General features: G+C 69.5%; 10 protein-coding genes and 1 pseudogene. 9 read left to right on the forward strand and 2 right to left on the reverse strand.

What is annotated here, in order from left to right:
* The 9 genes and pseudogenes from BT364_RS43725 to cas2e form a co-directional block, all read left to right on the forward strand.
* Positions 1–150 (forward strand): annotated as a pseudogene (locus BT364_RS43725) (IS4 family transposase); the annotation flags it as partial.
* A 475-nt stretch (positions 151–625) separates the two neighbouring features.
* Positions 626–3,562, forward strand: coding sequence for a CRISPR-associated helicase/endonuclease Cas3 (locus tag BT364_RS36320; protein WP_079179820.1), 2,937 nt, complete (start codon positions 626–628; stop codon positions 3,560–3,562).
* Entirely contained in the window at positions 3,555–5,255 is a 1,701-nt protein-coding gene (casA, locus tag BT364_RS36325) for a type I-E CRISPR-associated protein Cse1/CasA (protein WP_072489442.1), read from the forward strand. Before BT364_RS36320 ends, casA begins: the two co-directional genes overlap by 8 nt.
* Entirely contained in the window at positions 5,252–5,986 is a 735-nt protein-coding gene (casB, locus tag BT364_RS36330; RefSeq protein WP_072489443.1) for a type I-E CRISPR-associated protein Cse2/CasB, read from the forward strand. Before casA ends, casB begins: the two co-directional genes overlap by 4 nt.
* Positions 5,983–7,203, forward strand: coding sequence for a type I-E CRISPR-associated protein Cas7/Cse4/CasC (cas7e, locus tag BT364_RS36335; protein ID WP_072489444.1), 1,221 nt, complete (start codon positions 5,983–5,985; stop codon positions 7,201–7,203). Before casB ends, cas7e begins: the two co-directional genes overlap by 4 nt.
* Positions 7,200–7,928, forward strand: a complete 729-nt coding sequence (gene cas5e, locus BT364_RS36340) for a type I-E CRISPR-associated protein Cas5/CasD (protein ID WP_072489445.1) — start codon at positions 7,200–7,202, stop codon at positions 7,926–7,928. Before cas7e ends, cas5e begins: the two co-directional genes overlap by 4 nt.
* The gene (gene cas6e, locus BT364_RS36345) at positions 7,928–8,701 is read left to right on the forward strand and encodes a type I-E CRISPR-associated protein Cas6/Cse3/CasE (RefSeq protein ID WP_072489446.1); all 774 of its coding nucleotides are present in this window, start codon (positions 7,928–7,930) and stop codon (positions 8,699–8,701) included. The genes cas5e and cas6e overlap by 1 nt, the downstream gene beginning before the upstream one ends.
* Before the next feature lie 4 nt (positions 8,702–8,705).
* Positions 8,706–9,689 carry a type I-E CRISPR-associated endonuclease Cas1e gene (gene cas1e / locus BT364_RS36350; RefSeq protein ID WP_072489447.1) on the forward strand — a complete coding sequence of 328 codons (984 nt, stop codon included), beginning with the start codon at positions 8,706–8,708 and terminating at the stop codon, positions 9,687–9,689.
* Complete coding sequence (gene cas2e, locus BT364_RS36355; protein ID WP_072489448.1) at positions 9,686–10,036, forward strand: type I-E CRISPR-associated endoribonuclease Cas2e; 351 nt, start codon at positions 9,686–9,688, stop codon at positions 10,034–10,036. Before cas1e ends, cas2e begins: the two co-directional genes overlap by 4 nt.
* A 390-nt stretch (positions 10,037–10,426) precedes the next feature.
* On the opposite strand, the gene BT364_RS36360 is transcribed toward cas2e, so the two are convergent.
* Both BT364_RS36360 and BT364_RS36365 read right to left on the reverse strand, forming a co-directional pair.
* A complete protein-coding gene (locus BT364_RS36360) occupies positions 10,427–11,764 on the reverse strand; it encodes an MFS transporter (RefSeq protein ID WP_072489449.1) in 1,338 nt (445 codons plus the stop codon).
* A complete protein-coding gene (locus BT364_RS36365) occupies positions 11,761–12,426 on the reverse strand; it encodes an ArsR/SmtB family transcription factor (RefSeq protein ID WP_072489450.1) in 666 nt (221 codons plus the stop codon). Before BT364_RS36365 ends, BT364_RS36360 begins: the two co-directional genes overlap by 4 nt.
* Positions 12,427–12,478 lie beyond the last annotated feature (52 nt).

Here is a 12,478-nt window from a genome sequence, read left to right on the forward strand (position 1 = left end):
CACCTGTGCTGCCACTACGCCATCCGTACTCTGATGGCTGCCACCGCCGCGCACACCGGCCAGGACCCCGACAGAGTCTCCTTCGTCAAAGCCCTCCGCATCGCTCGCCGTTCAGTCACGCAGAGCGCATTTTCCCCCTCCGGGCACTGACACGGCCGACACGCTCTGGCATCACGCCATCCGATGGCTCGCCCAACACCTCAACCCACCACGCCGAAAACGCTCACACCCGCGAGTCGTCAAACGCAAGGTCCTGAAATGGGCCGCGAAACGCTCCCACCACACACACTGGCCCCAACCCAAACACAACCCCCACATCACCACTCGAGACCACTAACTAAACGGTATTGGGTTTAGGGACCATCCCCGCGGGTGCGGGGAGCAGACTCCGCGACCTGCGGTTTTATCGCCGGGGAACGCAGTTTTCCCACACTTTCATCGATTCCGGCAAAACGGGCATATCTCATCGACTCTTTCGTGCAAGCGTCAGGCGACGGCAACGCAAAGCGGCCATCTTAGAGCCTGCCCGCCTGTTCTCACGGAGCTGTGCCCGGATCGGAAGCCGATTTCTTGAATCTTCGTCATATAGGCATCCAGCAACAGGATTTGCCTGTATTCATCTGGCATGACGGGTGAGGGGAAGTCCAGCTCGGGCCTGCGGGGCAGGCTCGACGGGCCGGTTCTGACGGTGTGGGCGAAGCACGACCGGGATTCCGACGGGTGGCTGCCGCTGTGGCGGCACATGGAGGACAGCGCCGCTGTCGCCGGGCTGTTGTGGGACACGTGGTTGCCCGCGGGCGTACGAAGGCTGATCGGCTCGGCGCTGCCCGGCGGTGAGCAGGACGCGCGGCGGCTTGCCGTGTGGTTGGCGGGGGTGCACGACATCGGGAAGGCGACGCCCGCGTTCGCCTGCCAGGTCGACCAGCTCGCCAACCGTATGGATGCGCAGGGGCTGGAGATGCGCTCGCAGCAGTCCATCGGACCGGATCGCAGGATCGCCCCGCACGGGCTGGCCGGGCAGGCGTTGCTGGGGGAGTGGCTGCAGGAGCGGCACGGCTGGACGGTGAAGCAGACCGGGCAGTTCACGGTCGTCGTGGGAGGGCACCACGGGGTGCCTCCGGAGCCAGGGCAGATCGCTGCCCTGCACAAGCACGGCCAGCTGCTGCGCACCCCGGGGCCGAGCCGGGCCGTGTGGCGGCGGGTGCAGGACGAACTGCTCGACGCGTGTGCCGACGAGTACGGAGTACGGGACCGGCTGGACGAGTGGCGGTCGGTGAAACTGCCGCAGCCGGTGCAGGTGTTGCTCACGGCCCTGGTGATCGTCGCCGACTGGGTCGCCAGCAACGCCGACCTCTTCCCGTACTTCCCGCAGGATGTCGCCCGCAGCAGCGAGGAGCGCGTGGCTGCGGCGTGGCGCGGGCTGGACCTTCCGGCACCCTGGTGCCCGGACGATCCCGAGGGCGACGCTCAGGAACTGTTCGCCTCCCGCTTCGGGCTGCCGCCGGGCGCGAAGGTCCGGCCGGTGCAGGAAGCCGCCGTCGAGCTTGCGCGGACGATGGACGAGCCGGGGCTGATGGTGATCGAGGCGCCGATGGGGGAGGGCAAGACCGAGGCCGCTCTTGCGGTCGCCGAGATCTTCGCCGCCCGCTCGGGTGCGGGCGGTGTCCTCTTCGCGTTGCCGACCATGGCCACGGGCAACGCGATGTTCCCCCGCCTCCTGGACTGGCTCAAGCGGCTGCCCGGAGCGGAGGATGCCCGGTACTCGGTCCTGCTCGCCCACTCGAAGGCCGCATTGAACGAGGACTTCGCCGAACTGATGCGCGAGAGCGGCCATCGGATCATTGCCGTCGACGTGGACGCGCCCGAGGAACCACTGTGGCGCCCCTCGGACAAGACGCGGTCAGCTCCCGCCGAGCTCGTCGCGCACGCCTGGCTGCGTGGCCGCAAGAAGGCCATGCTGTCCTCCTTCGTCGCGGGAACCGTCGACCAGTTGCTGTTCGCCGGGCTCAAGAGCCGTCACCTGGCGATGCGTCACCTCGCGGTCGCCGGCAAGGTCGTCGTCATCGACGAGGCGCATGCCTACGACACGTACATGAGCGTCTATCTCGACCGTGTGCTGTCGTGGCTCGGCGCGTACCGGGTGCCGGTGGTGGTGCTGTCCGCGACCCTGCCCGCGGGCAGGCGTCGCGAGCTCGTCGAGGCGTACGCGGGCGGCAAGGCAGGGGCAGCCCGCAGTGCCGCGGAGTTCGAGGCAGTGGGCGAGGCCCGCGCCTATCCGCTGCTGACCGCCGTGACGCCTGGTGGGGAGCCGGTCCTGAGAAGCCCCGAGGCCTCTGCCCGGGGCACGGACGTCATCCTGGAACGGATCGACGACAGCCTTGACGCCCTCGTCGACCGGCTCACCGACGAACTGGACGGCGGCGGCTGCGTGCTGGTCGTACGCAACACGGTGCGCCGGGTTCTGGAGACTGCGCAAGCGCTCAGGGCCAGGTTCGGCGACGAGAACGTGACGGTCGCCCACTCATGCTTCATCGACGTCGACCGGGCGGCGAAGGACGCAGATCTCCTGAAACGCTTCGGGCCGCCGGGCAAAGCGGAGAACCGCCCGGCGGAGCCGCACATCGTCGTCGCCAGCCAGGTGGCCGAGCAGTCCCTCGACGTCGACTTCGACCTGCTCGTCACCGACCTCTGCCCGGTCGACCTGCTGCTCCAGCGCATGGGCCGTCTCCACCGGCACCAGCGGGGCGAGCGGCAGCACGAACGCCCCGAGCGGCTGCGCCGGGCCCGCTGTCTGGTCACCGGTGTCGACTGGACGGCCGACGTGCCGGCACCGGTGCGGGGATCGGTCGCCGTGTACGGGGCCCACATGCTCCTGAGGTCCGCGGCCGCGCTCCTGCCCCACTTCGAAGAAGGGCACAGCCGTCCCGTACGGCTGCCCGAGGACATCAGCCCGCTCGTGCAGACGGCATACACCGATGGTCCCGCAGGCCCGGAGAGCTGGGCGCCGGCCATGGCAGAGGCGTTCGAGCAGTACGAGCGGCACTGTGCCGACCAGGCCGGACGGGCCGCTGTGTTCCGGCTGGAGGAGGCCGGAAGGGACGGCAAGCCGCTGTTCGGATGGGTGGCGGCGGGAGTGGGCGACGCGGACGACACCCGGACCGGGCGGGCCCAGGTCCGCGACAGCAGGGAGAGCCTGGAAGTCGTCGTCGTGCAGCAGCGCGCCGACGGCTCGCTGACGACGGTGCCCTGGCTGGCCCCGGACCGTCACGGCAACCGGCTCGCGGGGCTGGAACTGTCCCGGGACCAGGTGCCGCCGACGAGAACGGCACGGGCGGCGGCGAGCTGTGGGCTGAGGCTGCCGATCCAGTTCTCGTACGCCGAAGTCATGGACCGCGCGATCGAGGAACTGGAGGGACTCTACGTTCCCGCCTGGCAGGTGAAGGACAGTCACTGGCTCTCCGGCCAGCTGATTCTCGCGCTCGACGAGGACTGTCAGACCCGTCTGGCAGGGTTCTCGCTCCGGTACAGCGAGAGCGACGGCCTTGAGGTGACCAGTGCCTGAAACAAGCGAAGAGGCGGCGGGCGTGCCGTCGTTCGACCTGACCACGCAGCCCTGGATTCCGGTACTGAGACTGGACGGCACTCAGGACGAGTTATCACTGCGGGAGGTGTTCGAGCAGGCAGGCACCCTGCGCCGGCTCGTCGGCGACCTGCCCACCCAGGAATTCGCCCTCTTACGCCTGCTGCTCGCCCTGGCCCACGACGCGCTCGAAGGACCGCGGGACTCCGACCACTGGGCAGATCTGTGGGAGGACGAGGACTGCTTCGCACCCCTGGCCGCCTATCTCGACGAACACCGCAACCGGTTCGACCTGCTCGACGCCCGTACACCGTTCTTCCAGGTCGCCGGATTGCACACGGCGAAGAACGAGGTCTTCCCGCTCAACCGCATCGTGGCCGATGTCCCCAACGGGGAACCCTTCTTCAGCTCGCGGATGCCCGCCGTCGACCGGCTCACCTTCGCCGAGGCCGCCCGCTGGGTCGTCCACACACACGCCTACGACACCTCCGGCATCAAGACCGGCGTCGCGGGCGACGACCGGGTCAAGGGCGGCAAGGTGTATCCGCTCGGAGTCGGCTGGGCGGGCAACCTCGGAGGAGTCCTCGCGGAGGGACGCACCCTGCGCGAGACCCTCCTGCTCAACCTCGTGGCAACTGCCGACACCCCCGGCCTCGATTCCGACACCGGCAACGACCTCCCCGCCTGGCGACGAGAGGCGTGCGGGCCGGGCGAAGGCCCGAAGCGTTCGCCCACGGGCGTATGCGACCTGTACACCTGGCAGTCGCGGCGCCTGCTCCTGCACACCGACGCCGACGGCGTACACGGTGTGGTTCTCGGCTACGGCGACCCGCTCCACGCGCGCAACAAGCACGGCTACGAGCCGATGACCGCCTGGCGGCGCAGCACGGCGCAGGAGAAGAAGCACGGCGAACCCCTGGTCTACATGCCCCGTGAACACGACCCGGCCCGCTCCGCGTGGCGGGGGATCGCCTCCTTGATCGCCGACCGGACCGAGGCGTCCCAGGGCGCGGAAGCCGCGAACCGTCTGCGGCCCGGTGTCCTGGAATGGATCGCGTATCTGGTGACGGTCGGCGAGCTGGAGCAGGGCTACCTCGTCCGGGCCCGGATTGTCGGGGCCCAGTACGGCACGCAGCAGTCCGTCATCGACGAGGTCGTCGACGACCACATCTCCATGGCGGTGGCCCTGCTCCACCAGCAGAACCGTGAGTTCGCCGAGCAGGCCGTCGGCGCCGTCACCGATGCGGACGACGCCGTCAACGCACTCGGCGACCTCGCCACCGACCTCGCCCGTGCCGCAGGCAGCGAAAGCGAGGGGCCCGGTGCCACGGCACGCGACCTCGGTTTCGCCGCACTCGACACCCCGTACCGCACGTGGCTGGCCGGCCTGGACGGCCACGAGGATCCGTATGAGCAGCGCGCCGAATGGCAGCGCCAGGTGCACCGGACCGTGGGCAGGCTCGGCGACCGCCTCATGGCCGAGGCCGGTGACGCCGCCTGGCAGGGCCGCATCATCACGCGCAAGAGCGGTACCGAGTGGCTCAACTCCACTCTCGCGGGCAAGTGGTTCCGATCCCGCCTGAACAAGTGCCTGGGTCACCCGAATCTTCCCGACCGACTGCCGGGCGCGGGCAGCGCCCCGGAGACCGACACCGCCACGAAGGTGCACGCATGACGACCGCCACCGCTCCACCCACCGACACCGCATGGCCCACTGTCCGCAAGCGTGTGGAGAAACTTGCCGCCGAACGCATCACCGCGTTCCAGGACGGATATCTGGACGACAATCCGAAGGACGTGGCAGCCCTGGCCAGGCTCCGCAGAGGCGCGGGCCGTGAAGCCGGACAGCTCCCCGACCTCTGGAATCTCGTCGACACGACACCGCTGCACGAGCCGCACGAGGGCCCCCACGCGCTGGGCGAGAAGCAACTGGCCCGGGCCGAGGACGCCCTGCACGTCGCTCTCACGCTGTGGGCCCTGCACCAGCAGTCCCGCAGCAAGGCCGGAATGCATGAGGCCGGCAGTCCCGGAAAGCCGCGCGGAGTGGGCGCCGCGGTACGCCGCATGATGAAGCCGGGCGAGATCGACGAACCCCTGCGCAAACGCCTGGTCCGGGTCGGTACGGCACCGGATCTGACCGCACTTGCCCAGCGCCTGCGGGACATCGTCCTGCTGCTGCGCCGCGAGCAGTTCCCGCTCGACTACGCCCTGTTCGCCGGACAGCTCTACCACTGGCAGCAGCCCGGCGGCCCGGACGCCGTACGCAGGGAATGGGGCCGTTCCTTCCACGCCTGGCACGAAGACGACCGGAACGCCGGAGAACGGACGCCCGCCGCAGGCCCGGCCACGACCACCGGCACCACTGCCACCCCTGACACGACCACCACCGACAAGGACGCTTCGTGAACCGCTTCTACCTCGACGTGCACGCCCTGCAGACCGTCCCGCCCAGCAACCTGAACCGGGACGACACCGGTGCTCCGAAGAGCGCGGTGTACGGGGGAGTGCCGCGGGCCCGTGTCTCCAGCCAGGCATGGAAGAAGGCCACCCGGGACTACTTCAAGGCCAAGAGCCTCCTCGACCCGAGCGAACTGGGTGTGCGCACCAAGAAGGTCGTCGAGGTCCTGGCCGACCACATCCGCGATGCCGATTCCTCGCTGGCGGAGGACGACGCGCTGAAACTGGCGACTGAGGTCATCGCCGCCACGGGCCTGAAGACCGAGGTACCCAAGCGCAAGAGCTCCGCGAAGAAGGCGGCGGCCGAGGACGGAGCGGGCGAGGAGAGTGCGAAGGACACTGCTCCCCAGTCCAAGTACCTCGTGTTCCTCAGCACCCGTCAGTTCGCCGGACTCGCCCGTCTCGCCGTCGAGGGAGCCGCCGACATCAAGGCGTTCCTGAAGCACAAGGACAACAAGGCGCGGGCCAAGCAGATCGCCGATACCCGCCACTCCGTGGACATCGCACTGTTCGGCCGCATGGTCGCGGACGACGCCGACTTCAACGTCGACGCCGCTGTCCAGGTCGCCCATGCCATCAGCGTCCACCGCGTCGAGAACGAGTCGGACTACTTCACGGCCGTCGACGACCACAACAAGGACTCGGAGCCGGGCGCCGGAATGATCGGCACCGTCGACTTCAACTCGGCGACCCTCTACCGCTACGCGGGCCTCGGCGTTCATCAGCTGGCCGCCAACCTCGGCGAGGGGCTGCGCGAGGACGAGTCGCGCACCACCCCGGTGCGCCGCGCCGTCGAGGCATTCGTCCAGGGCTTCACCGAGTCGCTGCCGACCGGGAAGATCAACACCTTCGGACACCACACCCTGCCCGACGCCGTGATCGTCAAGCTCCGCACCACCCGGCCCATCAGCTTCGTCGCCGCGTTCGAGGAGCCCGTCCGCAGCGACCAGGGCGGCCATGTGTCCGACGCGTCCGCGCGCCTGGCGGAGTACGTCCCCGACATCGAGCGGGCGTACGGAGACGACGACTCCACCCTCACCTGGGTGCTCCGTGTCGGCCCGAACACACAGAAGCTCGCCGGCCTCGGAATCGAATCGGTGAACATCACCGAGCTCGTCACCTCGGTCGGCCAGGCCGTTGCCGAGCTTCTGGAGAAGCCCGCATGAGTGTGCTCACCCTGAGGCTGGCGGGCCCCCTGCAGTCCTGGGGGGCCTCCGCCCGTTTCACCCGCCGTACCACCGAGTCCGCGCCGACCAAGAGCGGCGTGATCGGCATGCTCGCCGCAGCGTCCGGCACCGAACGCGGCGACGACGCGGCACTGGTGAGGCTGAGCGCCCTCCGGTTCGGCGTACGCATCGACCAGCCGGGCACCCGGGTACGGGACTTCCAGACCGCGCACCACGGCGTCACCGAGACCTCCATGCCGCTGTCCGAGCGCTTCTACCTGGCCGACGCGGTCTTCGTAGCGGCCCTCGAAGGCGACGGGGAACTTCTCGCCTCCCTGCACGCCGCCCTGCGCGCACCGGTGTACCCGCCGTTCCTGGGCCGCCGCTCCTGCCCACCGGCCCGCCCGGTGGAACTCGGGCTCCACGACGGCATCTCACTCGACCAGGCGCTGACGGACGAGGAATGGCAGGCGGCCCCCTGGTACCGCCGGCAGCGTCGCAGCGAGGCCATGGTGTCCCTCGTCGTCCTGCGCGAGGCCGGTGACGACGAGCACGACGCGGACTTCCAGCGCGACCAGCCTCTCAGTTTCGCCGCCGAACACCGGCGGCACGCCTTGCGCACAGTGGTCAGCAGGACGGTGGACGTCCCCAACCCGGCTGCCGTGCCCCGGCATCCCCGGCATCCCCGGCATGATCCGTTCGAGGCCCTGGAGGAGAGTGTCTGATGTTCCTGACCCGCTTCCGCGTGAACACCGCACGCCCCGGCGCCCGCCGCCTGCTCTCCTCTCCCCAGGTGCTCCACGCGGCAGTCATGGCATCGTTTCCCGGCCTGCTCCCCTCGGAGATGCCCGCCCCCGACGGGCCGCGGGTGCTGTGGCGCCTCGACCAGAGCGCACGGGCCGAGGTGCTGCTGTACATCGTCAGCCCCGACCGGCCCGACCTGACCCATCTCGTGGAACAGGCCGGCTGGCCCGCGGCGGCCACCGACCCGGAGACCCCGGGCTGGCAGACCAAGCCGTACGCCCCGTTCCTCGACCGCCTGGCCGCAGGGCAGAAGTGGGCGTTCCGGCTGACCGCCAACCCCGTCCATTACATCCGCCGCAAGCCTGACGAGCCGAAGAAGCGCACCGCCCATCTGAATCCCGTACATCAGATGGCCTGGCTGCTCGACCGCCAAAAGGACAGGGGCTTCCGCATCCTCGAGAAGCCGGACAGCAAACGCCTGCTCCCCGGCGGGACGACGTACAAGAAGCACGAGCACTTCGGGGACCAGTACGAACTGACCGTCCGGGACAAACAAGGCCTGTCCTTCGACAAGTCCCGCAGCGACGACGGCACCCGCAAGAAGCCCGTCACCATCGTGACGGTCACCTTCGACGGCCGGCTCGAAGTGACCGACCCCGCCGCGCTGCGCCGCACCCTCACCCAGGGAATCGGCAAGGCGAAGGCGTACGGCTGCGGCCTCATCACCCTGGCACCGCTCACCGGCACGGAGTGAAACGGTGACAACGGTCTCCCAGCGCACGGCCCTCACGCCGCGCCACCTCACCCGCACCGGCGAACGGCTGTCCTTCATCTACCTGGAGCGCTGCACGGTGCACCGGGACGCCAACGCCATCACCGCCGAGGACGCCGACGGGACCACCCACATCCCGTCGGCGACCATCGGCACCCTGCTCCTGGGGCCCGGAACCCGCATCACGCACCAGGCGATGAGCGTCCTCGGCGAGACCGGCGCCGCCGTTGCCTGGGTGGGGGAGCAAGGAGTGCGCTACTACGCAGGCGGCCGCGCCCTGACCCGCTCGTCCGCGCTCGCCGAGGCCCAGGCGGTCCAGTGGGCGAACGCCCGCAGCCGACTGGCCGTCGCCCGCGCCATGTACCGGTTGCGCTTCCCCGACGAGGACCCGGCCGGACTCACCCGCCAGGCACTCCTCGGCAGCGAAGGCCGCCGCGTCAAGGACTGCTACCGCGCCCAGGCGGCCCGCACCGGCATCCGATGGCGCGGCCGCAAGTACACCCCGGGCGACTTCGCCGCAGGCGACCCGGTCAACCAGGCCATCACCGCCGCCGCCCAGTGCATGTACGGCATCGCCCACGCGGTCGTGGCCTCCCTCGGCTGCAGCCCGGCACTGGGCTTCGTCCACTCCGGCCACGAACTGTCCTTCGTCCTCGACATCGCCGACCTCTACAAGACCGAGATCGGCATCCCCCTGGCCTTCGACATCGCCGCGGAGGACGAGGAGGACGTGGCCTCCCGCACCCGCAGAGCCCTGCGCGACCGCATCAACGAAACATCGCTGCTGGACCGCTGCGTGGACGACATCAAGGGCCTCCTGCTGCCGGACGGCACAGCCTCCGCGGCCTCCGGTGACCAGGATGTCGTCACGCTCCAGAGCGACGGCGGCCACAAGGTTCCGGCCGGCCGCAACTACGGGGGCAGGGGCGAGGACACGGACAGCGACGAGGACGAGGCGATGCTCTGGTGACCGTCATCGTCCTCACCAACTGCCCTGCCGGCCTGCGCGGGTTCCTCACCCGCTGGCTGCTCGAGATCTCCGCGGGCGTCTTCATCGGCAACCCGTCGGCGAGAATCCGCGACGTGTTGTGGGACGAGGTACAGCAGTACGCGGGCCAGGGCCGCGCCCTCCTCGCCCATACGACGAACAACGAACAAGGCTTCACCTTCCGGACCCACGACCACAACTGGCACCCCGTCGACCACGAGGGCCTGACACTGATCCGCCGCCCGAACGCTGCGGCGGCGCCACGGAGCGATAGCCCGAAGCCGGGCTGGAGCAAGGCCTCCAAACGGCGCCGCTTCGGGAGAGCATGAATGCCGGTGATGCACTGTTCAGTTGATTTGCCGGAATCTGTGAAAGTACTCCAGAACGGCCTACTCCCGCGCTAAAACCGCAGGTCGCGAAGCTGCTCCCCGCACCCGCGGGGATGGTCCCGAAGCCGCGAAGAAGAAGGCCAAGGCCAAAGACTGCTCCCCGCGCCCGCGGGGATCCCGCTGTTCCGGTCCCACGTGCGTCCGTACGGGGAGGTCAACCTCGACATGGACACCCGCCTCGACCTTGCTGCGGTCAAACTTCCGGGCCCCCGAGTTGCGACGGACGCCACCGACCAGCGGTCATCTGAGCGTGCGTGAAGCGTGGGCGCGGTCAGAAGGAGCGGTGGGAGGGAGAAGGAAACCAGATGGTCCGCCTCCCTCCCGTAGACGTCATGTCGCTACTGTCGCACTGCCTTGTGAGGCGTCTTCCTTGGAATGCGGCTTCACGACGCCCCGCCCACGCGTACGGTCTATCTCGCGCCATTCCGGCCGCAGTCCAGCCAGATTCGTGGTGAGGAAGTACGCGGCGCCGCAGGCGAGCAGCACCGGCACGAGTCCGACAGCGGTCACCGCCGCCCCGGCGAGCAGCCCGCCGAGAGGGATCCCGGCCCAGGACAGCGAGTCACCGAGGGCGTTGACCCGGCCCAGCATCCGGCGCGGCACCCGCTCGACGAGGACGGCTCCGAGCACTGGGTTGACGAAGCCGGCGCCGAACCCACTGACGGCGAAGACGGCCAGCACCACCCCCAATGGGGCATCGAAGGCGAGGATCAGGAACCTCGGTGCCCCGGCCAGCAGGAACCCGGTGAGAACCACCACCCGCCGCCGCAGCCGGTGCGCGACCATCGCGGCGATCAGGCTCCCGCCGACCGCCGCGGCCCCCATCACGCTGCCCATCAGGCCGATCGCGGTCGGCCCATTGCCGGACTCCCTGGCCCAGACGGGTACGAGTACCGACGTGAACGCCGCGTCCAGCAGGTTGGTGATGCCGCACATGACGATGACGGTGAGCAGCAGCGGCTCGCCGCGCAGGAAGGTGAAGCCTTCGCCGAACCGCCGCCAGTAGCCCGGTCCCGTCTCCCCAGCCGGCGAGGGGGCTTCCTCGGCCGCGTGCCCCATGCCGCGAGGCAGCGCGAGTTTGATGATCACCGATCCGAGGGCGAAGCAGCCCGCGTTGACAGCGAGTCCGGTCAGGGGGCCGAGCAGCGCCACCAGGGATCCGCCGACCGCCAGGCCGACGGTGGAGGCGAGCCGCTCGATCACACCGGCCAGACCGGTGGCCCGCTCCAGCGGCACCCGGCCGCGCTCGGCCGCCTCCGGGACCATCACCTCCTTGGCCAGGTCGCCGGGTCCCCGGGCCGCGCCGATCAGCGCGACCAGAACCAGCAGGAGCGGAAAGGAGAGCAGGTCCAGGGCGTGGAGCAGGGGAACCGCGGCGGCGGCGGTCGCGCTGGCCAGATCGGTGGTCCAGGAAACGGCCCGCGGGCCGATCCGGTCCACCAGCGGCCCGGTGAACGCCTTGACCACCACGTAGGGCGCCATCTCGCAGAAGGCGACCAGTCCGGTCTGGGTGGCGCTGCCGGTTGTGACGAGGACGAACCAGGGCAGTGCCACAACGGAGATCCGCGTGCCGGTCAGCGACACAACCATGGCCGCCAGCACCCCGCCCAGCGGCCGTAAGGACCTCTTGCCGGGTATGCCGCCGGCCTCCGAGGCGTCATCGGTCATGACGTCGGGCTTCCTTCCTCTTCCTGAGAGCCGGAAGCAAGCGACGACGCGGCAGGCGCATCCAGTTCGGGCAGGATCTGCGTGATCACGGCGACCCGTTCGGCTCCCTCGGGGGCACTTGCCGCCGTCTCCGGCGCGTCCCGCCGGTAGCGCGCGATGACGTCCGTCAACTCCCGGTACAGGGTGGCGGCTTCCTCGGGCGTGATCCGCAAGGCCCAGTCGCTCATGTCGAAGGTGTTCCGCCATGCGCGGGGCATCGTCTGAAGCTCGTTCAGGGTCTGCTGCGTGCGCAGGGTGTAGATGGCGGCGACGGACTGCTGGTAGGCCAGTGCGGCCTCGGGCTCCCGCTCGGTCAGCTCCGGATCGTTGAACCAGGTAGTCCGGTGCACCGAACGCCACCAGCGCTCTCGCGCGTTGCCGCGTTCGGTGTCCTCCTCGACGAAACCGGCCGCGCCGAGCTGCCGGAGGTGGTAGCTGGCCGTACCGGAATTCACGCCCAGCCGCTCCGCGAGGCGGGTGGCCGTCGACGGGCCGTACTTCCGCAGCAGCCCGACCAACTGCACGCGCACCGGATGCGCCAGGGCACGCAGCCCCTTGGCATCCAGGACAACCGAGTCTTCTCCAACGTTCGGGCCATCCGGCCTCTCCACTGCATCAGCCATGCGACACACGATAGTCCGCAAAGGGTTCTTCGCAAAGAGACCTTCGCGAAGA

It is taken from the genome of Streptomyces atratus (assembly GCF_900119365.1).
GTDB lineage: Bacteria > Actinomycetota > Actinomycetes > Streptomycetales > Streptomycetaceae > Streptomyces > Streptomyces atratus_B.